16 protein-coding genes and 1 pseudogene are annotated in these 20,801 nt (G+C 71.7%); 8 read left to right on the top strand and 9 right to left on the bottom strand.

The annotated features are described in order from the left end of the window. The first annotated feature begins 299 nt into the window (after positions 1–299). A complete protein-coding gene (locus SACE_RS30515) occupies positions 300–1,187 on the top strand; it encodes a squalene/phytoene synthase family protein (RefSeq protein ID WP_081468298.1) in 888 nt (295 codons plus the stop codon). A gap of 23 nt (positions 1,188–1,210) precedes the next feature. Here SACE_RS30515 and SACE_RS30510 read toward each other — a convergent pair whose 3' ends face one another. Next, a complete protein-coding gene (locus SACE_RS30510; protein WP_029621539.1) occupies positions 1,211–2,167 on the bottom strand; it encodes a CPBP family intramembrane glutamic endopeptidase in 957 nt (318 codons plus the stop codon). Positions 2,168–2,233: 66 nt separating this feature from the next. Further along, positions 2,234–4,522: a 5-methyltetrahydropteroyltriglutamate--homocysteine S-methyltransferase gene (gene metE, locus SACE_RS30505; protein ID WP_009946026.1), complete on the bottom strand. Its 2,289-nt coding sequence runs from the start codon at positions 4,520–4,522 to the stop codon at positions 2,234–2,236. 316 nt (positions 4,523–4,838) lie between these two features. On the opposite strand from metE, the gene SACE_RS30500 reads away from it, so the two are divergent. From SACE_RS30500 to SACE_RS30485, 5 genes and pseudogenes are all read left to right on the top strand, one after another. Further along, a complete protein-coding gene (locus SACE_RS30500; RefSeq protein ID WP_009946027.1) occupies positions 4,839–6,200 on the top strand; it encodes a serine hydrolase domain-containing protein in 1,362 nt (453 codons plus the stop codon). Between the two features lie 207 nt (positions 6,201–6,407). Continuing rightward, positions 6,408–6,707 (top strand): annotated as a pseudogene (locus SACE_RS40010) (3-deoxy-7-phosphoheptulonate synthase); the annotation flags it as partial. A 92-nt stretch (positions 6,708–6,799) separates the two neighbouring features. Beyond that, positions 6,800–7,516, top strand: coding sequence for a 3-deoxy-7-phosphoheptulonate synthase (locus SACE_RS38065; RefSeq protein WP_009946029.1), 717 nt, complete (start codon positions 6,800–6,802; stop codon positions 7,514–7,516). Between the two features lie 74 nt (positions 7,517–7,590). Then, positions 7,591–8,025: an alternative ribosome rescue aminoacyl-tRNA hydrolase ArfB gene (gene arfB, locus SACE_RS30490; protein WP_009946030.1), complete on the top strand. Its 435-nt coding sequence runs from the start codon at positions 7,591–7,593 to the stop codon at positions 8,023–8,025. A gap of 62 nt (positions 8,026–8,087) precedes the next feature. Continuing rightward, a complete protein-coding gene (locus tag SACE_RS30485; protein WP_009946031.1) occupies positions 8,088–9,032 on the top strand; it encodes a patatin-like phospholipase family protein in 945 nt (314 codons plus the stop codon). 28 nt (positions 9,033–9,060) lie between these two features. On the opposite strand, the gene SACE_RS30480 is transcribed toward SACE_RS30485, so the two are convergent. From SACE_RS30480 to SACE_RS30470, 3 genes are all read right to left on the bottom strand, one after another. Beyond that, positions 9,061–10,539, bottom strand: a complete 1,479-nt coding sequence (locus SACE_RS30480) for a sodium:solute symporter family protein (RefSeq protein WP_009946032.1) — start codon at positions 10,537–10,539, stop codon at positions 9,061–9,063. Continuing rightward, on the bottom strand, positions 10,536–10,811 hold the full coding sequence (locus tag SACE_RS30475) for a DUF3311 domain-containing protein (RefSeq protein WP_009946033.1): 276 nt from the start codon (positions 10,809–10,811) through the stop codon (positions 10,536–10,538). The genes SACE_RS30480 and SACE_RS30475 overlap by 4 nt, the downstream gene beginning before the upstream one ends. A 69-nt stretch (positions 10,812–10,880) precedes the next feature. Beyond that, positions 10,881–12,569: an amidohydrolase gene (locus tag SACE_RS30470; RefSeq protein ID WP_231849846.1), complete on the bottom strand. Its 1,689-nt coding sequence runs from the start codon at positions 12,567–12,569 to the stop codon at positions 10,881–10,883. A 212-nt stretch (positions 12,570–12,781) separates the two neighbouring features. Here SACE_RS30470 and SACE_RS30465 point away from each other — a divergent pair, with 212 nt between their 5' ends. Next, positions 12,782–13,372, top strand: coding sequence for a dihydrofolate reductase family protein (locus SACE_RS30465; RefSeq protein WP_011875023.1), 591 nt, complete (start codon positions 12,782–12,784; stop codon positions 13,370–13,372). A 214-nt stretch (positions 13,373–13,586) separates the two neighbouring features. Next, on the top strand, positions 13,587–14,750 hold the full coding sequence (locus SACE_RS30460) for a S1C family serine protease (protein WP_021341992.1): 1,164 nt from the start codon (positions 13,587–13,589) through the stop codon (positions 14,748–14,750). Between the two features lie 203 nt (positions 14,751–14,953). Here SACE_RS30460 and SACE_RS30455 read toward each other — a convergent pair whose 3' ends face one another. The 4 genes from SACE_RS30455 to SACE_RS39860 form a co-directional block, all read right to left on the bottom strand. Then, positions 14,954–15,556, bottom strand: coding sequence for a GTP-binding protein (locus tag SACE_RS30455; protein WP_011875021.1), 603 nt, complete (start codon positions 15,554–15,556; stop codon positions 14,954–14,956). A 79-nt stretch (positions 15,557–15,635) separates the two neighbouring features. Further along, positions 15,636–16,298: a DUF742 domain-containing protein gene (locus tag SACE_RS30450; RefSeq protein ID WP_009946039.1), complete on the bottom strand. Its 663-nt coding sequence runs from the start codon at positions 16,296–16,298 to the stop codon at positions 15,636–15,638. Between the two features lie 7 nt (positions 16,299–16,305). Further along, complete coding sequence (locus SACE_RS30445; RefSeq protein ID WP_009946041.1) at positions 16,306–16,746, bottom strand: roadblock/LC7 domain-containing protein; 441 nt, start codon at positions 16,744–16,746, stop codon at positions 16,306–16,308. A 45-nt stretch (positions 16,747–16,791) separates the two neighbouring features. After that, on the bottom strand, positions 16,792–20,262 hold the full coding sequence (locus SACE_RS39860) for a nitrate- and nitrite sensing domain-containing protein (RefSeq protein ID WP_009946042.1): 3,471 nt from the start codon (positions 20,260–20,262) through the stop codon (positions 16,792–16,794). Positions 20,263–20,801 lie beyond the last annotated feature (539 nt).

Here is a 20,801-nt window from a genome sequence, read left to right as displayed (position 1 = left end):
AATGCTTCGACGTCCGAGCCGGCGCAGGTCGGTGAAAACGACCACTCGTCGGGAGGTATTGGCAGAGCGCGCTGCCGGGGTCGTGCGGACGCGCTTTGCTCCGCTGCGGAACATCTCTCGCGGCGTCCGCGACCAGACGCCCGGAAAGAGCTGCGGATGAGTGCGAGGGAGATCCGGGCGGCCGGCCTGACCGATCCGTAGCTGTGCGGCGCGTACGAGACCGCGGGTGAGTTCCTTCGCAGGCGCGCCAAGCCCGCCCACCCCGTCCGGCTGCTCCTGCCTCCCGGCCGTCGTCCGCACTGGGAAGCCCTGATCGGGTTCGTCACCTACGTCGACGACCTCGTCGACGATCCGCACCAGCCCGTGTCGCAGCGCATCGTGGGCTACGACGCCCACGCGAGCGAGTTCTTCGAGCTGCTGGAGACGGGTGCGCCGCGGCCGAGCGCGCCGGCCAGTCCCCAGCACCACCTCGGCCGGCAGCTCGGACGTGCCTTCGCGCCCTCGTGCGCACGTGGGACGTACCGCGGGAATCGGTGCGGGAGTTCATGGACACCATCGCGACCGATCTGCGCGTCACGCACTACCCGACCTACACGGACCTGCGGCGCTACGTCGACGCCGTGTGCGGGCACAACGGTCTGTGGGTCAACGCGCTGCTGTCGCATCCCCCGCACGGCACGGAGCACTGCGCCGTCCACGCGATCCACGCGAGCGCCGGGCTCCAGCTCACCGACTACCTGCGCGATCTGCGCGAGGACATCGAGGACGGCCGTTGCTACCTGCCGCTGGAGGACCTGGACGCGTTCGGGATCAGCACCGACGACCTGGCGGAGGCGGCGCGGAGCGGGCGGATGACCGAACCGCTGCGCGAACTGGTCCGTTTCGAGGCCGAGCGCGCGCGGCTGCACTTCGCCCAGGCCGCCGACTGGTGGCGTTCGGTGCACCCCAGCATGAGGGAGCTTCCCCGCCTCTACGTGCGCCTGGGGCAGCACGGCCTGGAGCGGATCACGAGGTCCGGGCACGACATCTTCCGCGCGACCCGCACCGCGCGGGCGGTGTGCGCGACGGCTTCGTGCGCCGAGTTCGCCGCCGGATACGCGCGGGCTGCGACGAGGCGCCTCACGGCGAGGACCCCTTCAGGTGTCCAGCGCGCGGCCTCCCGCGAGGACAAGGCCGGGGCGGCCTGACACGCGGCTGCCGAGGCTCGCGGTCATCGGCGGCTGCGGCGCTGGACGCCTCGGCTGATGCCCTCCTCCTTCGGCTGCTCGATGCGGACGGGCAGCTTGTCGAACATCACCAGGGTCAGGATGAGCAGGACCAGGACGAGCCAGCCGGTCCAGCCGAGCAGGCCCGCCGAGACGTTGTCGACCGGGTGCCCCGCCGCACTGAAAACCAGTGAGAGACCGGCCGAGGCGTTGAGGAAACCGTGGGCGATGGCCGCGGGCCACACGCTGCCGCCGGCGAGCCGCAGCCAGCTCAGCAGCGCGCCCACCAGCACGCAGAAGCAGGTCATCATGATGAACGACACGACCACCGGCACGGTGGGGTAGTTGTAGCCGAGCACGAGCACCGGCGCGTGCCACAGGCCCCAGAGCACGCCGCTGGTGAGCAGCGCCCCCGGCTGCCCGAGCGGGAGCAGCGCGGGCACCAGGTAGCCGCGCCAGCCGAGTTCCTCGCCCAGGGCAGGGATCACGTTGAGCCAGCCGAGCAGGAAGACCTGCGCGATCTGGCCGAGAGCCAGGGTGCCTGCCGCCTGCGGCGCCGAGCCGACGACGCCGCCCTGGAGTTGCTCGGCGAGGCCGGAGAACCCGGTCCAGTCCGCCTCGTAGAAGTTGAGCATGTAGCCGACGACCAGCGCCACGAACATGGTCGCGGGCGGGGCCAGCCACGCCAGCAGCGCGTAGCGCCACCACTTCCTGATCCCGCCCGGGTTCGTGAGCCCGGTGGCGCGCAGCGGTTTCGGCCGCGGGCTGATCCACCTGTTCACCACGAGGGCCGCCACGGCGGGCATGAACATCATGGCGACGAGCACCAGCGGCGACCACGCCCAGGTCAGGCCCTGGCCGGTCAGCCACAGCGGGAGCGTCATCAGCCATGCCGGGAGGTAGGCGATGGCGACGAAGCCGACCACGCCGCGGACGTCCACTCGATCGCGCTCTGCGTTCACGCGCTTATCTTGCCAAGGTTGTCTGAGTGGCGGCTGAGCAAGTCGCCGATGGATGCCTCCCGCGGATCAGGCCAGGTCGGCGCGCATGCGCGCCGCCGCCTCGACCATGCTGCGCAACGCAGGCTCCACCTCGGCGTAGCCGCGGGTCTTCAGCCCGCAGTCGGGGTTGACCCACAACCGTTCGGCGGGCACCGACCGGAGGGCGGCGGCGAGCAGTCCCTCGATCTCCTCGGTGCTCGGCACGCGCGGCGAGTGGATGTCGTAGACACCGGGACCGACGCCCCGCCCGAACCCGACGGCGTTGAGGTCGTCGAGGACCTCCATGCGCGAGCGCGCGGCCTCGATGCTGGTGACGTCGGCGTCGAGCGCGACGATAGCGTCGATCACCTCGCCGAACTCGGAGTAGCACAGGTGGGTGTGGACCTGGGTGCGGTCGGCGACTCCCGAGGTGGCGAGCCGGAACGAGCCCACCGCCCAGTCGAGGTAGTCCTCGTGCTGTTCGGCGCGCAGCGGCAGCAGTTCCCGCAGCGCGGGTTCGTCCACCTGGATCACGCGGATTCCGGCGGCCTCCAGGTCGCGCACCTCGTCGCGGATGGCCAGCGCGACCTGCGCGGCGGTCTCGCCGAGCGGCTGGTCGTCGCGCACGAAGGACCACGCGAGGATGGTGATCGGACCGGTGAGCATGCCCTTCACCGGCTTCTCGGTCAGCCGCTGCGCCCGCTCGGCCCACCGCGTCGTGATCGGCTCCGGGCGCGACACGTCGCCGAAGAGGATCGGGGGCCGCACGCAGCGCGACCCGTAGGACTGCACCCAGCCGTTCTCGGTGCTGACGAAGCCGTCCAGGTGCTCGGCGAAGTACTGCACCATGTCGTTGCGCTCGGGTTCGCCGTGCACGAGCACGTCCAGGCCGAGCGCTTCCTGGAGGGCGATGACCCGGCTGATCTCCTCCAGCATCCGCTGGTCGTAGGCGGCCTGGTCGATGGAGCCGTTGCGCAGCGCGGCGCGTGCCTTGCGAACGTCGGGGGTCTGCGGGAAGGAACCGATGGTCGTGGTCGGCAGCGGAGGCAGGTCCAGCGTCCGCCGCTGGGCGGCGCGGCGCGCGTCGTAGGGGCTTCGCCGGTAGCTGTCGGCGCTGAGCGCGTCCAGCCGTCCGCGCACCCGGTTGTCGCGCAGCCGCTCGGAGGACCTGCGGTCCTGGACGGCGTTGCGCGCGGCGGCCAGCTCATCGGCGACCGAGTCGCGCCCTTCGCGCAGCGCGCGGCCGAGGGTGACGACCTCGGCCGCCTTCTGCTTCGCGAACGCCAGCCAGGGCCGGACGTGCGGGTCGAGGTTCGCCTCGGCGTCGACGTCGTAGGGCACGTGCAGCAGGGAGCACGAGGTGCTGACCGCGACCTCGCCCGCCACCTCGAGCAGGGCGGCCGCCGTGCCGAGCGCCGCGTCCAGGTCGGTGCGCCAGACGTTGCGGCCGTCGACCAGTCCTGACACCAAGGTCTTGGAGCGCAACCCGTCCACCCGGGCCAGACTGTCCACAGTGGATGCGTTGCTGACAAGGTCGACGGCGATTCCCTCGACGTCGGTGGAAGCCAGCGTCGGCAGCGCGTCGCCCGGGTCGCCGAAGTAGGTCGCCACCAGGATGTCCGGGCGCCGATCGAGCTGCGACAGCGTCCGGTAGGCGCCGCGCAGCAGCTCCAGTTCCTCGGGAGTGCGGTCGGCGGCGAACGCCGGTTCGTCGAGCTGGACCCAACCGGCGCCCGCGTCGTGCAGCTCGGTGAGCAGCTCGGCGTAGCGCTGGACGAGCTCGTCGAGCTTGTCCAACGGCCGGAAGGACTTCGGCGCGTCCTCAGCGGACTTGGACAGCAGGAGGAAGGTCAGCGGGCCCACGACGACGGGCCGCGTGCCGACCCCGTCCGCCGCCGCTTCGCGGTAGTCCTCGACCGCGGTCCGGTCGGCGAGGGAGAACGTGGTGCCGGGGCCGATCTCCGGCACCAGGTAGTGGTAGTTGGTGTCGAACCACTTGGTCATCTCCAGCGGCGGCGTGGACTCGACCCCGCGTGCCATCGCGAAGTAGGTGTCCAGCGGCCCGAGGCCCAGTTCGGCGAACCGGCGGGGCACCGCACCGAAGGTCGCAGCGGTGTCGAGCACCTGGTCGTAGTAGGAGAAGGTGTTGCCCGGCACCGAGTCCAGCCCCGCGGCGGCCAGTTCCCGCCAGGTGCCGGCGCGCAGCGAACGCGCGACCTCCCTGAGCTCCGCCTCGGTGCTTCGCGACGCCCAGTAGCCCTCCAGCGCGCGCTTGAGCTCCCGGCGCGGGCCGATTCGCGGGTGGCCGAGCACGGTTGATCCGATCCTGCTGCTCAAAGCTCTCTCCTCGCGGGCTCGAGAACCCAGCGCGGATCGGGACGCGGCGATGCACGTCCGGTCCTCCCCAGCGGCAGCGCAGAATGCGCCGCGGGTCGAGGCAGACCTCGGACCAGCGCACACGTCGCGTGCACACCGGTGGCAGGCCACACCGCCGCCGGGCGGCCCCGGGCTCGCACCGGGTTCCCTCCTGCCTCACCACGCCCGGGACCTCTCGGATGTGATGGACCATCGGCAGTTCAGAGGCTACGCGCCGTCCCCCGGATGGCAAGGCTGTCGATCGAGGAACCCGTCCACATCGTGAAAGCATGGCGCCATGTTGACGAGCTTGCTCCCTACGACCGAGCGCGCGCTGCTGCGGCGCCTGGCAGTGGAACAGCGCGAAGGGCGCGTTCCTTCGCTGATCGCGGGACTGGTCCGCGACGGCCGGACGATCTGGGTGGGAACCAGGGGGCGGGTCGGTGACGCCGCCCCCACCTCGAACACGCAGTACCGCGTCGGCTCGATCACCAAGACCTTCATCGCCGTGCTGGTGATGCGCCTGCGCGACGAGGGCAGGCTGGACCTCGCCGACAAGCTCGACGACCACGTACCCGGCACCTCGATCGGCAACCGCAGCATCACCGAGCTGCTCACCCACTCCAGCGGCCTGACCGCCGAGCCGGATGGCCCGTGGTGGGAGCGCACCCCAGGCGGCAGCGCGGAGGAGCTGCTGTCGACGATCGACGACGACGCGCTCCGGCCGGCTCCCCGGCACACCTTCCACTACTCCAACGTCGGTTTCGGCGTGCTGGGCGAACTGGTGGCCAGGCTGCGCGGCACGAGCTGGGCGGAGGCCATGCGGGCGGAGATCCTGGAGCCGCTGGGCATGAACCGCACGACCCTCGCTCCCGAGGCGCCGCACGCGAAGGGCTGGGCCGTGCACCCGTGGGCGGACGTCCTCATGCCCGAACCTGCGGAGGACGCCGGCGCCATGGCCCCGGCCGGGCAGCTCTGGTCCACCGTCGACGACATGGCGCGCTGGCTGCGCTTCGTCAACGGCGACACCGCCGGGGTGCTGCACCCCGACACGGTCGCCGAGATGCGCGCGCCGGGAGCGGTGGACGACGGCAACGAGTGGCGCGGCGGATTCGGCCTCGGGCTCCAGCTCTTCCGGCACAGCGGCCGCCGACTCGCAGGGCACACCGGCTCGATGCCCGGGTTCCTCGCAACCATGCTGATGGACCCGGCGGACAACACCGGCGTGGTGTTCATGGCGAACACGACCGCGGGCGTCGGCTCGGCCCTGGCGCTCGACCTGCTGGACATCCTCGACCACCACGAGCCGCGCATCCCCGACCCCTGGGAACCCCGCTCCGACATCGACCTCGACCTGCTCGAACTGACCGGGCAGTGGTACTGGGGGCCCTCGCCGCACGTGCTCCGCGTCCTGCCCGACGGACTGCTCGACCTGGTGCCCTGGCAGGGCAAGGGCCGCGCATCCCGCTTCCGCCCGAACGGCGACGGAACGTGGACCGGCCTCGACGGCTACTACGCGGGCGAACCCCTGCGCATCGGCCGGGACGAGAACGGCACGCCCACCCACCTCGACCTGAACACTTTCATCTTCACGCGCACGCCTTACTCCCACGACGGGCCGGTGCCGGGTGGGGTTGAGGGCTGGGGGGTGGTGGAGTAGCGGCTTTGGGTTGCGCTGGCCTTGTGAGGCGCTTTGAGGGCGGGGGCGCGTGGGTTTCGGGATGGTCGGCGTGGCCTTGCGGCTTCCTTTAGGGGCGGGGGCGCGTGGGTTTGCGGCGCATCCGGCGGGGCTGGCGGGTCGCTTTGAGGGCGGGGGCGCGCGGGTTTTCGGGATGGTCGCCTTGGCCTTGCGGGTCGCTTTGGGTGGGTGGTTACTGGGGCGCTCGCCGCCCCCAGGCCCCCGGCGGTGTTGCGTGCGACGCTTCCCGCTCCGGCTGTGATCCGTGCCGAGCTCCCGGCTTCTCCGGCGACCGTTGCGCGTGTGCGGGAGGCGCGAGCCGGGATTGCCGGGGTGCTCGGCGGTCGGGACGACCGGTTGCTGGTCGTCACAGGGCCGTGCTCGGTGCACGACCCGGAGGCGACGCTCGCCTATGCCGCCCGCCTGTCGGGGCTCGCCGAGGAGTTCCGCGACGAACTGCTTGTCGTCATGCGCGCCTACTTCGAGAAGCCCCGTACGACGGTCGGGTGGACCGGGTTGGTCGGGGATCTTGATCTCGACGGCAGCTCGACCAGGCGAAAGGTCTCCGCGTCGCCCGGCGGGTGCTGCTGGAGCTCGACCGCCTCGGTCTGCCCGCCGCAACCGAGTGGCTCAACCCCGTCACCGCCGCCTACCTCGCCGACCTCGTGTCCTACGGCGCGATCGGGGCTCGGACGGTGGAGAGCCAGGTCCACCGCCAGCTCTCCAGCGCCCTTGGCATGCCGATCGGGATGAAGAACGGGACCGGGGGATCGTTGCAGGTCGCGGTGGACGCGGTGCTCGCGGCGGCGGCCCCGCACGTCTTCGCCGCGGTGGGGGAGCAGGGCTCGGCCGACCTGGTCCGGAGTTCCGGCAATCCCGATGCGCACGTCGTCCTGCGTGGCGGTGCCGACGGGCCGAACCACGGGCCGGAGTCCGTCGCGCGGTTGTCGGCCCTGCTCGGCGCCGCCGAGCTGCCGGGCCGCGTGGTGATCGACGCCAGCCACGGCAACAGCGGCAAGAGCCACGTGCGCCAGAAGCAGGTGGCCGCCGACATCGGTGGCCGGATCGCCGCCGGGGAGAACGCGATCCGGGGCGTCATGCTGGAGAGCTTCCTCGTCGCGGGGCGGCAGGAAGTCGTCGCCGGCAGGTGCCCGACCTACGGCCAGAGCATCACCGACGCGTGCATGAGCTGGGACGACACCGCCGAGACGCTGCGCCTGCTGGCGTCGTCGGTGCGTGCGCGGCGGCGTGCGCGCGCACTCGCCGACTGGCCGTCCCCGGCGCCGCTGCCCGTCTGACCCGCGGGAAGCCCCCCCCCGCCGTTTCTTCCCCACCGGCCTCTCCTGACCCTCCCGTGGGGCATGCTTGGAGCATGGCCGACGACCTGCCCGTCACTCGGCGGTTGGCGATCCCGGCCGCCGAGCTGTCCGAACGCTTCTCCCGGTCCTCCGGACCCGGTGGTCAGGGCGTGAACACCACCGACTCCCGCGTGGAGCTGTCCTTCGACCTCGCCCGCACGCCCTCGCTGCCCGACGAGCTGCGCCGCAGGGCGGTGGAGCGGCTCGGCCACCGGCTGGTCGACGGCGTCGTCACCATCGCCGCATCCGAACACCGCTCACAACTGGCCAACCGGCAGGCCGCGCGCGAGCGCCTGGCGGCTCTGCTCGCCGAGGCCGTGGCGCCGCCACCGCGGAAGCGGCGGGCGACCAAGCCGACGCGCGCCTCGCAGCACCGCAGGCTCGCGGGCAAGAAGCGCCGGAGCGAGGTGAAGCGCGGGCGCCGTCGAGGTGATCCGGGCGACGACTGAACACCGGAACAGCGGAGCGCGGCTAGCCTCGATGTGGAGGACGAGCAGAGAGGACCGTGCGGATGCGGACGGTGTGGGTTCTGCCGGGCGGCTCCACCTTCGGGGCGATTCAGGCCGGCCTTGTGACGTCATTGTTCGAAGCGGGTGAGGCGCCCGACGCGGTCATCGGCACGTCGGTCGGATCCCTGAACGCCGCATGGCTGGCCGGCGACCCCACCGCCCGGGGCGCGGAGAAGCTGCGCGAGGTGTGGCTGTCGATGCGGCGTTCGGACGTGTTCGCCATCCAGCCGATGCGCATCCTCGCGGGCAAGCTCGGTCTCACCAACCACCTGATGAGCAACCGCGGGCTCGCACGCTGGCTGTACCAGACCCTGCCGTACCGGCGGCTGGAGGACGCCCGGATCCCGCTGACGGTCACCGCGACCGACATCGACAGCGGTGAGGCCGTCTACTTCGACCGGGGTCCTGCGCTGCCCGCGCTCGTGGCGTCCTGCTCGATCCCCGGGATGTTCCCGCCGATCAAGGTGGGCGACCGGTGGCTGGTGGACGGTGGTCCCGCCGCGTTCATGCCCATCAGCCGGGCCGTCGAACAGGGTGCCGAGCGGGTCTACGTCCTGCCCTGCGGCGGCAGCGAGCCGTTCGAGTTCGACCGGCGAAGGCGCGGCGTCGGCACGGTGGCCACGTGGCCGCCGCCGCAGAGCCCGCCGAAGTCGATCACCGGTGTCAACGGCGCCGCCATGGGCGCCGCCATGGTCGCGGCGGCGCGACTGGACATGCAGGTCAACGCGGCCAAGTGCGAGCTGTACGTGATGCCCGCGCCGTCGGTGATCGGCTTGTCGCCCTACTCGTTCGAACACGTCGGCGCCCTGATGGACGCGGCGATGGCCATCGGGCGGAGGTGGTTCCCGACCGCCCGCCCGGTAGCCGCCGACCGGCCGGTCGACATCGGCGGGAACGTCGTGCTCGAAAGCTCCGACACCGAACACGCCGCACCCACCCGAGGCTGACCGCCACCGGCCGCGAACCCCGGCGGCCTCACACCCGAGCCGACGGTGCCTCCCGGAGCTCGGGGACCGCGAGGCGGTCCGCCGGGGTGTCGGCGGGCCGGGCCAGGCTCACCGCCACGTTCACCGCGAAGTTGACCACCAGGCCGAGCAGCCCGGCGTTGATCCCGAGCAGCGGATCGTTGCCGGTCACCACCAGCACCGCCACGACGGCCACCCCGGCGGCCAGGCCCGACGCCGCGCCCGCCGTGGACATCCGCCGCCACAGCAGCCCGACCAGCACGACGGGCAGCAGTTGCGCCAGGCCCTGGTAGGACAGCACCGAAAGCTGCACCAGGGTCGTGGGCGAGGCGAAGGTGAAGACCAGCGCGAGCAGCCCGACCAGGAAGGTGACCAGCTGCGACAGCCGCTTCTGGTGCGGTGCCGTGCGCGGGTGGGCACCGAGGATCGACCGGCCCCACATCGTGCCGATGACCAGCATGAACACCGCCATCGGCACGATCGACGACAGCGCTCCGGCCACTCCGACCAGTCCGACCAGCCAGGCGGGCATCGAGTCGACGACCAGCTCGAACATCGCCAGGTTCGAGTCGCCGAGCCCGGGCACGACGAACACCGCGGCCAGGCCGAGCAGGATCGGCACGAACAGCAGCACCTGGTAGAAGGGCATGATGATCGCGTTGCGCCGCAGCACGGCGGGGCTCCTGGCGCCCAGGTAGCCGGCCACGGTCGTCGGGAAGATCGTGTACACCACGCCGTTGAGCAGGCCGGTGGTGGCGAACCACAGCATGCCCAGCGACTCCTTGCCCTGCCCTGGCAGCATCAGCCACTGCGGACGCTCGGCCACCAGCCGGTCGAGCAGCGGGCCGAACCCGCCGAAGTAGTGCAGCGGCACGTACACGAAGACGACCAGCAGTGTGATGATCACCAGGCCGTCCTTGAGGATCGAGACCCAGGCGCTGCCGCGCAGCCCGGACGCGATGATGAAAGCCTCTGCCACCACGAACGCGACCACGTAGCCGACGCCGAGGCTGATCGTGCCGTAGCTGATCGTCGAGACGACCACGCCCATGCCCGTGATCTGGAGCTGGATGTAGGGGAGCAGGAACACCGTCGTCAGCACGGCGACCGCCCCGCCGAGCCACGGGGAGTCGAAGCGGTGCGAGGTGATGTCGGTGATGTTGTGCAGGTGGTGGCGGTGCGCGTAGTGCCAGAGGATCGGGCCGACCACGTAACCCACCGCGAAACCGATCGCCAGGTAGGCGACGAGGTAGAACACCGGCATGCCGTAGTCGTAGGCCCAGCCCGCGGCGCCCAGGTAGCTGAAGCTCGTGTAGGTCTCGCCCGCCATCAGCACGAAGATCAGGACGACGCCGAGGCTGCGGCCGCCCACCGACCACTCGGCCAGGTTCGCCTTGTCCCGGCCGCGCAGCGACAGCAGCCCCAGCGCGACGGCGGCGACGATGAACAGCGCGAAGATCCCGACCGAGACGGTGGCGTTGGCGTTCACCGGACATCACCTTCCGAGTCGGCCGGGGCATCCGAGGCGGCCCCCGTGTCGCCCGTTCCCCGCTCGCGGTCGCGATCCGCCGCCCACAGTGGATCGCTGCGCGCGGCGAGCCAGATGCAGACCGGCGTGAGGACGGTCGCCATCAGCGTCCAGAACATGAAGAAGGGCAGTCCGAGCACCACGGGATCGACCCTGTTGTACAGCGGCAGGGCCAGCAGGTAGAGCACCACCGGCCCCAGCAGCCACCACAGCGATCTCCGGCCTTCGAACATCGTTACCTCCTGCTCGCCGTGGGGCTGCCCTTGCGGTCCTCGCGCGCGTGTGGTTCCCGGCATCCGCGCTCAGCTCGGGTCGTCCTGCCGCCACACGGGTCGTCCGCCGACCCAGGTCTGGAGCACCTGGACTCCCGGGAGCCGGTGCGGGTCCGCTTCCAGCGGGTCTTCGGACAGCACTGCGAAGTCCGCGAGGTACCCGGGCAGCAGCCGCCCCTTGTGCTCCGCCTCGCCCGAGGCGTGCGCGGACCCGGTCGTGTAGAGCCCCAGCGCTTCCAGCGGCGTGATGCGTTGCGAGCCGCCGAGCACCCGGCCCGAAGTCCGGCCTGCCGTGGACTGCCGGGTGACGCAGCTGGCCAGCGCGACCAGCGGTTCGTACGGCCCGCAGGGGAAGTCGCTGGAGCCGGCCACCGCAACGCCCGCGTCGAGCAGGGCGCGGTGCGCGAACATCCGTTCCAGCCGGTCCGCGCCGTAGTAGTCGAGCAGCTTGTCGCCGTGGAAGGCGACATAGCTGCCGAAGGGCACCGCGATGGCGTCGAGCGCTGTCATGCGCGCGAGGATGTCGTCGTCGACGATGGAGCAGTGCTCGATCCGGTGCTTCAGGCCGGGGCGCGGTGTCCGTTCCCGAGCGCGCTCCAGCGCTGTGAGCACGTGCCGGATCGCGCGGTCGCCGTTGGCGTGGATCGCCAGCCTGCTGCCCGCGCCGTGGACGCGCAGCGCCAGCTCCTCCAGCTCGTCCTGGCTCAACGTCTGGATCCCGTGGTCCTCGGTACCCTCGAACGGCTGCTCGACCAGGCAGGTCCCACCGGCCACGGCACCGTCGGCGAACGCCTTGACACCGCCGACGCGCAGCCAGTGGTCGCCGAAACCGGTGCGCAGCCCGGCGGCGTGGAAGGTGTCGACGTGGGGGTAGGTCAGCAGGGCGTTGACCCGGGCGGTCAGCCGGCCGCGCCCGCGCGCCTCCTGGAGCAGGGCGAGCTCGTCCGGGCCGACCATGGCGTCGCCGACGCTGGTGATGCCCGCCGCGTTGAGCGCCCGGAACGTCTGCTCGAGGTGCCGCAGCCCGGACTCGACGTCCTGCCGCGGCAGCACCGTGGGACGCCGCGCCAGCGACGGGTACGCCAGGTCGAACAACGCCTGCTCGTGGACCACGCCGGTCAGCCGCCCCGCGGCGTCGCGGACGAGCTCGCCGCCGACGGGGTCCTCGCTGTCGTCGGAGAGCCCCGCCGCACGCAGGCCCGCCGAGTTCAGCACACCCCAGTGCGCGCCGACGTTGATCAGCAGCACCGGGTGCGACGAACCGAGCTCGTCGAGGTCCCAGCGGGTCAGCGGGGTGCCGCCGGTGGCCCGCCCGTGGTCGTAGCGGGTGCCGAGAACCCACTCGCCCGGGTCGGCCGAGCGGGCACGTTCGCGGAGCGCGCCGAGGAGCTCACCGGCGGAGTCCGCAGTGGACAGGTCCACGCCGCGCAGGTTGGCCGCCGTCATCGTCAGGTGCTGGTGGGCGTCGTTGAAACCCGGGACGACCGTGGCGGCGCCGAGGTCGACCAGCTCCGCCTCGGGGGCTCGTTTCCGCAGCGCATCGAGGTCCCCGGTGGCGACGACGCGTTCACCGAGCAACAGCAGCGCGGGGCGCGGCCCGGACGCGTACGGGGAGGCCCGGCCGTCGGCCGCCGTCACGATCCGCTCGGCGGTGACCAGCACCTGCCGCTGCGCGTTGCCGACCACGACACCTCCTACCGGGCCGTCGATGCCTGGCATGTTGCCTGCCGGTCGCCGCGAATTCCACCCCTGTTCTTCAACAGGCCGGAACGCTGCGGCTCCACGGCTTTCGCGTGCGCGTGGTGTCGTCCCGCGCCGGTAGCATCCTGCGCAACGTCCATCCACGCTGGTGGGTGGCGCGCCGGGGCCTGCGTCCGGCAGCGGTTGTGGGCCGGCGGCGGTCCGGTCCGGTGGCGGAGAAGGGGCTGAGCATGGGCGTGCTGGTCTACTCGGCGATCACCTCCCTCGACGGCTACATCGCCGACGAGAAGGGGAACTTCGACTGGGCCGTGCCGGACGCGCAGGTGCACGCCTTCATCAACGACCTGGAGCGCTCGGCGGGCACCTACCTCTACGGGCGCCGGATGTACGAGACGATGGCGGGCTGGGACGACCCGGAGGCGCTGCCCGATCAGTCGCCGCTCTCGGAGGAGTTCTCCGAGATCTGGCGGTCGGCCGACAAGGTCGTGTACTCCACGACGCTGGAGGCGGTGTCCACCGCCCGCACCCGGATGGAGCGCGAGTTCGACCCGGAGGCCGTCCACCGCATGAAGGCGGCGGCGAAGCGGGACCTCATCGTGGGCGGACCAGGTCTCGCCGAGCACGCGTTCCGGGCCCGGTTGGTCGACGAATGCCACCTGTTCGTCACGCCCGTCGTGGTCGGCGGCGGTACGCGCGCGCTGCCCGACGGCCTCCGCCTCGATCTGGAGCTGCTTGCAGAACGGCGCTTCGACGCCGGCACGGTGTACCTCCGCTACCGCGTCAGGAACTCCGACGTCGCCGGAGCGGAGCGCAACCTGTGAGAATCCGGCACCACCACGCCCGACTTGGGGTGGGATTCGACAGGGAATCCATAGCTTGTTCTCAGCATCGGCGGGCACTGTCAGCCGCATGAGACCAGACGAGACGCCAGCGCCCCACAACCACGACGCCTCCCAGCACGGACCCGGCACCACGCCCGCTGGGCCGGCCTTCCAGCACACCGCTCCGGCGCCGCCACCGCCCAAGAGCAGACGCGTGAGCGGCGGGATAGTCGCGGCCGCGCTGATAGCCGGTCTGGTCGGCGGCGCGGCGGGCACCGGCGGCGGGTACCTGCTCGCCCAGGGGACGGGCGGCACCTCGCCGCTGAGCCAGCAGGACCCCGTCCAGGGCCGGCAGGTCAGCGCGCAGACCGGCACCGCGCAGTTCGCCGCGGAGAAGGTCTCGGCCAGCACGGTGGACATCTCGGTGAAGTCCCGCACCGGCGGCTCGGAGGGCACCGGGGTGGTGCTCACCGCCGACGGCTACGTGCTGACCAACAACCACGTCGTCGCGGACCAGGGCGAGATCACCGTGACGCTCTCGGACGGCCGCAAGACCTCGGCGAAAGTGGTCGGCACCGCGCCGTCCTACGACCTCGCCGTGATCAAGCTCGACCAGGTCGACGGGCTCGTGCCCGCCCAGCTCGGCAAGTCCTCCGCGCTGAAGGTCGGGCAGCCGGTGGTGGCGATCGGCTCGCCGCTTGGGCTGGAGGGCACCGTCACCTCCGGGATCGTCAGCGCGATGGACCGGACCGTCGAGGTCTCCGGCGACAACGGCGAAGCCGTCGTCTACAACGGCATCCAGACCGACGCCTCGATCAACCCGGGCAACTCCGGTGGCCCGCTGGTCAACCTCGACGGCCAGGTGATCGGCATCAACTCCAGCATCCTGTCCGGCCAGGGCGGAGGGCGCGGCTCGTCGGCGGGCAACATCGGGCTCGGCTTCGCCATCCCGGTCGACACCGCCGCCCGGGTGGCCGACGAGATCATGGCCAAGGGCGTGGCGACCAAGCCGCAGCTCGGCGTCACGGGAACCGACGGCGTCGAGGGGCACGCCACGGTCAGTCAGGTCGTCGCGGGCGGCGCGGCGGACGAGGCCGGGATCAAGGAGGGCGAGACGATCCTGAAGGTCGGGGACAAGTCCGTCACCGCGTTCACGGACCTGATGGCGCAGATCGGCGCGCACGCGCCGGGTTCGAAGGTCACGCTCACGGTGGGCGACTCCCGCGGTGAGAACCCGCGGCAGGTCGAGGTGACGCTCGGCAGCGTCGAGGACAGGGCACCCCAGACCACGTCCGGCGAAGCGCCGCAGCAGAACCCCTACCCCCAGCAGCAGCAGCGCCCGTACTGGCCGGAGGGAGAGCTCCCGTACGGCGGGTGACGGGAAAGGAGGTGATTCCCCTGTCGCAGCACCGGTTTTCGGTCATCGGCACCGCCTCGCGGTGGCGGCAGGACCGGACGGCGCTGCCCAACTCCTCGGACAGCAAGGGAACTTTCTCGTCCCCCCGGCGGGAAGTTCCCTTGCGCGCGCCTCTGCCGGTGACGCGCCGGCAGTCGCCTGGCTGCGCGCATTCCGGCTGGCGGCTAGGAACCGCGCTGCACCCACCACCGCATGGCGTACTCGACGAGCACGATCAGCGCCTGCTTGGTGGACTCGCGGTTGCGCGCGTCGCAGGTGACGATCGGGACGTGCGCGCCGACCGCGATCGCCTCGCGGACGTCGTCGATCCGGTGGTACATCTGCGCGTTGAAGCAGTTCAGCCCGACCACGTAGGGCAGCCCGCGGTCCTCGAAGAAGTCGATCGCCGAGAAGCAGTCCGCGAGGCGGCGGGTGTCGACCAGCACCACCGCGCCGATGGCGCCGCGCACCAGGTCGTCCCACATGAACCAGAACCGGTGCTGCCCCGGTGTGCCGAACAGGTAGAGGATGAGGTCGGAGTCCAGCGACAGCCTGCCGAAGTCCATGGCGACGGTCGTGGTCTGCTTGTTCGGCGTGGCGCGCAGGTCGTCGATGCCGCGGCTCGCCTCGGTCATCACGGCTTCGGTGGTCAGCGGCACGATTTCCGACACGGAACCGACGAACGTCGTCTTGCCGACTCCGAAGCCGCCGGCCACGACGATCTTCGCCGAGGTCGTCGTCGCGGTTCTGCGCGCCTGCGCGGGGCGTGAACGCGTTTCAGATGTCATGGTCAGGCCACCTCAGGTTTGTCGGATCAGGTGATCTCAGGGGTCGAGTGCTATGCCACGTGGTACGGAGCCATGCGGATCACAGTCGGCGAAGTCCCTTCAGCACCCGCTCCATCAGGTCCAGGTGCGAGGTGCTCCCGTTCTCACTGACCGTCCGGTGCACCGTGATCAGCCCGAGGTCCGCCATGTCGCCGATCAGCACCCGGACGACGCCCAGCGGCACGCCCAGCAGCGCGCCGATCTCGGCCACCGACCGCGGGTGCTGGCAGAGCCCGGCTATCGAGTGGTGCTCCAACCGCTGCAGCACCGCGGGCCGGCACATCTCGCTGGTGGACACCAGGGTCTCCAGCTCCAGCCGGTGGTTCGACCGCGTGCGCCCGCCGGTCCAGGCGTAGGGCCGGATGTAGGTGGCCGCGGCCGACTCCGCACCGCCTTCGACCTGGTCGTGCGGGGGCGGTTCCGCCGCGTCGGCGGCCTCCTCGTCCTCCAGCGGTTCCTCCGCGGGCCAAGGCGTCTCGTTGGCGGGCTGGTCGAACTCGCGCGCGGCCACGTGGTGCTGGGCGTCCCCGCGGGAATGCGCGGGGACGCGGGAATGGACGGCACCGCGGGGCTGGGTGCCCTCGTCGGCGGCGCGGTGCCGCCTGCGGCCGCGACCGCTGTCCAGGGTGAACCGGCTGAAGACCTCGGCCATCGCGTCGGCGTCGGACGACCGCCGCCCTGGTGAGTCCGAACCTGTGGTCATGGCGCCCTCACACCGACTGACCGGTCATCACTCGATTCGAGCCCTGCAACTGGGAACGCAGTTCGGGGGTGAGGATCTGGCCGACGCGCTCCACGAGCATGGCCATCTCGTAGGCGATCAGCCCCATGTCGCAATGCGGTGCGGCCAGCACCGTCAGGCACGAGCCGTCGCTGATCGCCATCTGGAGCATGAGGCCGCGCTCCATCTCCACCACCGTCTCGGTGACCGCACCCGCCTCGAAGCACCTCGCGGCGCCCTGGGTGAGGCTCAGCAGGCCCGAGGCCACCGCGGCGAGCTGGTCGGCCCGGTCGGTCGGCAGCTTCGCCGACGCGGTGAGCAGCAGCCCGTCCGCGGACACCACCACCGCGTGCGCCACCCCGGGCACCCTCTCGGTGAAGTCGGTGACCAGCCAGCCGAACTGGCTCGGCTGGGGTTGATGGGGGTTCATACCGCCTCCTGTCCTGTTCACTGGTTGTGCTCCCCGCCGCCGGCGCTACTCGGCCGTGCCGTCGGCGTGCTCGCGCAGGGTGTGCTTGCCCTCGCGGACACCGCGCTGGAAGCTGGTGAGCCTGCCGCGCATCTGGTCGGCGTCGCGCCGCGGCGCCGCGGCCGGCTGGCCGGCCGCGCTCGCGCTGGGCAGCAGTTGCGCGCGCGGGCTCCTGCGGGGCAGACCGGCGGAGGTGTAGTCGACCTCTTCGTCGGGGGGAGCGGGCGCGTTCTCGATCTCGACCGGGTGCACCAGCTCCGTCGGTTCGTCGCTGCCGTCGGGCACCGGCGCCGGTGCGGGCAGGGCGAGCCGCGGGGCCTGTTCCGGCGCTGGCGGTGCGGCCTGCGCGGTGGGCTCGTGCCGGTGGCGGCCCCGGCGCAGGCCGTTCTGGAAGCTGGACAGCCTGCCCCGTGCGGCGTCGGGATCGCGTTGCAGGAGCGACGGATCGCCGTTGTGGGCGCCGGCGGCGCTGCCCGCGACCAGGTTGGCCCGCGGGACGCGGAGGGGCAGGCCGACCGAGGTGTAGTCCTCCGGCTCGGCGGCCGAGACTTCCTCGGCGCGGCGGCGGGCCTGGTCGTTGGTGAAGGCCCAGTTGGTGCCGGTGCCGTCCGCCGCGTCGCCCGCGGTCCCGAACACGTCGGCCGGTGCGACCGGCGGCAGCTCGGAATCCGGGCGCGCGGCCGGGAACTTCTGCGTGTGCGTGGCGATGTCCGCGTCGTCGGCGGGACGCGCGGGCCACCGGACGCTGCTGCCCGCACCGTCCACGCCGTCCGGGTCCGGTGGTTGCGAGACCTGGAACCAGGCGGACGCGAGGTCGTCGAAAATGGGCGTCGGGAGGTCGTGGCCGTTCTGCACCGGCGCCGCGTGCTGTTGCGGTGCACCGTTCGCGCCGCCGTGCAAGCGCGCGCCGTTCGTGCCGGCCTGCGCCCCGCCGGCGCGGTGCTGGAACCGCGTTCCGTTGGCACCGCGGTGGAAAGCGGCACCGTTCGGACCGCCGTGGGCAACCGCACCGTTCGGACCACCGTGGAAGGCCGCGCCGTTCGCACCGCCATGGAGGGCCGCGCCGTTGGCGCCGGGCTGGAAGACCGCGCCGTTGGCGCCGGGCTGGAACGCGGTGGTGCCGGGGGCCGCGTGCTGGGGTGGTCCACCCGCGCTCTCGTGCTGCGGCGTGCCGTTCGTGGCGCGCTGCGGTGTGCCGTTGACGCTTTCGTGCCGCGGCGTCCCGTTGTTGCCGTGACCGCCAGGACTCCGTTGCGGGAGAGGGGACGGCTGGGCGGGGATGACCGGTTCGCGCGCCTCGGTTTCGGGTTCCGGGTTGAGCAGGTGGAAGCCGTTGCGCACCGGAGGCGCCTGTGCGGCGGTGTCGTGTCCGGCGGTCTCATGCGCGGTGGCGTCCTGCTCGGCGGCGTCCCAGTCGAACTCCTCGACCAGGGTGTCCTCGCTCCTGGCCCGCGACACCGGCATCTCGTTGTGGACGACGCCGTTGACCCTGGCCGCCGCCGTCGACGGCGGCGGCTCGACCAGCAGCTCCGCGCGCACTCCGACGCTGGCCCGCAGCCCGGTGCCGTCCGGGCCGGGGTGCAGCTCGACGTCGATGTCGTGCCGGGCGGCCAGCCTGCCGACCACGAACAACCCCATCCGGCGGGAGGTCGACAGCTCGATCTCGCCGTCGCTCAGGAGCCGGTCGTTGGCCGCGTCCAGCTCGTCGGCACCCATGCCGATGCCCCGGTCGACGATGTCGATCACCAGCTCCCCGTCGCCGCGCCGGTGCCCGGTGACCATCACGTTCGTCTGCGGCGCCGAGAAGTTCGCGGCGTTGTCCAGCAGCTCGGCGAGCAGGCGCACCAGGTCGCCGGCCGCGTAGCCGAGGACCCTGGCCTCCGGCAGCGGCTGCACGATGACCCGCGGGTAGTGCTCGATCTCGGAGACCGCCGCGCGCACCAGGTCGGCGGGCGGGACCGGCCGGGTGAACCGGCGGGCGAGGTCGGACCCGGAGAGCACCATCAGGTTCTCGTTGTTGCGCCGCATCCGGGTGGCCAGGTGGTCGAGCTGGAACAGCGTCGCGAGCTGGTCGGGGTCCTCCTCGTCGCGTTCGAGCTGCTCGAAGAGCCGGAGCTGGCGTTCGAGGAGGCTCTGGCTGCGGCGCGAGACGTTGATGAACGAGTCGCTGTAGCTGCGGCGCAGACCGGCCTGCTCGGCGGCCAGGGCGACCGCCTGGGAGTGCACGGTGTCGAAGGCCCTGGCGACCTCGCCGACCTCCTCGGTGGTGTGCACCGGCACCTGCTCGATCTCCTCCGGGTCGTACCCGTCGAGGATGTCCGACACCGCCTGCGGCAGCTGGGTGCTGGCGGTGTCCAGCGCGCTGCGGCGCAGCAGCGCCAGCGACACCAGCAGCTGCCGGGCGACCAGGACGGCGACCGCACCCGCGAGCATCAGCGCGGTCAGCAGGATCACCGACTCCAGGCCCGCGAGGTTGCTGGAGTTGTCCTGCAGGGCGAACGCCGTGTCGTGCAACCGCTGTTCCAAGCGGGACTGGATGTCCCCGAGCGCGCTGAGCGCCGCCCGCGACTGGCTGTCCCACATCGCCGGGGCGACCTGCATCGCCGACAGCTCGGACTCGCCCGGCCTGCGTTCGGTCATCGCCGTCTGCAGCGTGGTCTCGCGGCTGGAGACCTCCGGCCTGAGGTACATCCGGTCGTAGGCCATCCGCTCCTGCGGGGCGGCGGTGGCGCGGAACTCGCGCAGCGCCGCGGCCCGCCGCGCCTCGCTGGAGCCGAGCAGCGCCATGTCCCTGGCGTTGAGGCGGTCGCGGGTCAGCCCCATGAGGACCACGGCCTGCTGGAGCCGCACCTCTTCGCCGATCTTGGCCAGCTCGTGCACGCTGATCGCGGTGGCGGTCAGCTCGGCGGAGGAGATCTGGCTGACCAGCGCCCGGTCCAGCGCCAGCAGCGCGCCGATGATCTCGGTGTAGGAGTTGACCGCCACCCCGGGGTCGAGGTGGGTGCCGAGGATCTGCTTGCGCAGCTGCGGGATCTCGGCGGTCTTGCGGTCGGCGTCCTGGCGGGCTAGCCGCACCACGACGTTGTCGCCGACGTGGGTGCGCAAGACCTGGAGGTGGTGGTCCAGCGCGCGGTCGGTGGTGGTGAAGTGGTCCTGCAGCGCCTGGGGCGCCACGTGGCCGCCCGCGAGGAACTCCGCGGAACGGGTCCGCTCGTCCTGCAGGTGGCCGACGGTGGTGCGCACCGACCCCGCCGCGGTGACCACGCGGCCCATCTCGGCGTAGCCCGAGGCGTGCTCGATCTGGTCCTGGATCTGCAGCACGCCGAGGCTGAGCGCGAAGACCGCCGGGACGAGCACGACCGCGGTCAGCTTGGACGCCAGCCTCCAGTTGCGCCACTGCGTGATCCGCCATGCGGCGCGCGACCACGCGGACGCCCGGATCGCGGCCGCGGGTGCGTTGTCGGATCCGCTGCTCACGACGCAGTCCCTTCCCGCGCGGTCGAATCGATTTCGCCAACAGCGCGTTCGTCTGTGGGCAAGGTGCAGCCCATCGTTCGTTGTTGCGTGGCGGTTCTCCCGGCGCGGCGAGTGCCGTTCCGGGATGCTTTCGGGCCGGCCGGCACGGTTTTTGCACCCGAATGTGTGAAGTCGCGATTGCCGTGGCGTATGCATCCGCCCACGGGTCGCTTTTGCTCTCCGGTTGTCAGTTGCAGAAGACTACAGGACGCTAACGATCAGCCGACGTTCTTCGTTTCAGCTTGCTGACCAGCAATATTTCGTGCGAAGAAGATCGTTCGCGTCAGGTCGGCGCCGAGGCGCCGAACCGGCGGACACCGATTGTGAACGGGGTCCCCGGAGCGGGGAGCACTTTTTCACCTGATGGGTGGGAATTGCGCATCACTCGGTTAGAACAGCGGTTCAGGCTCGTTCCGCACGCGTCGATGAGCCGCCGCGCGCTGCCGGAACAACGCTGTTGACCTGCGGCGACTTGATCTCGACACCGATCCGCCGAGTGG

Origin of the sequence: Saccharopolyspora erythraea NRRL 2338, assembly GCF_000062885.1 — a bacterium.
Lineage (GTDB): Bacteria > Actinomycetota > Actinomycetes > Mycobacteriales > Pseudonocardiaceae > Saccharopolyspora_D > Saccharopolyspora_D erythraea.
Note: the sequence above shows the minus strand (reverse complement) of the source record. Positions and strands in the feature narration are given on the sequence as shown.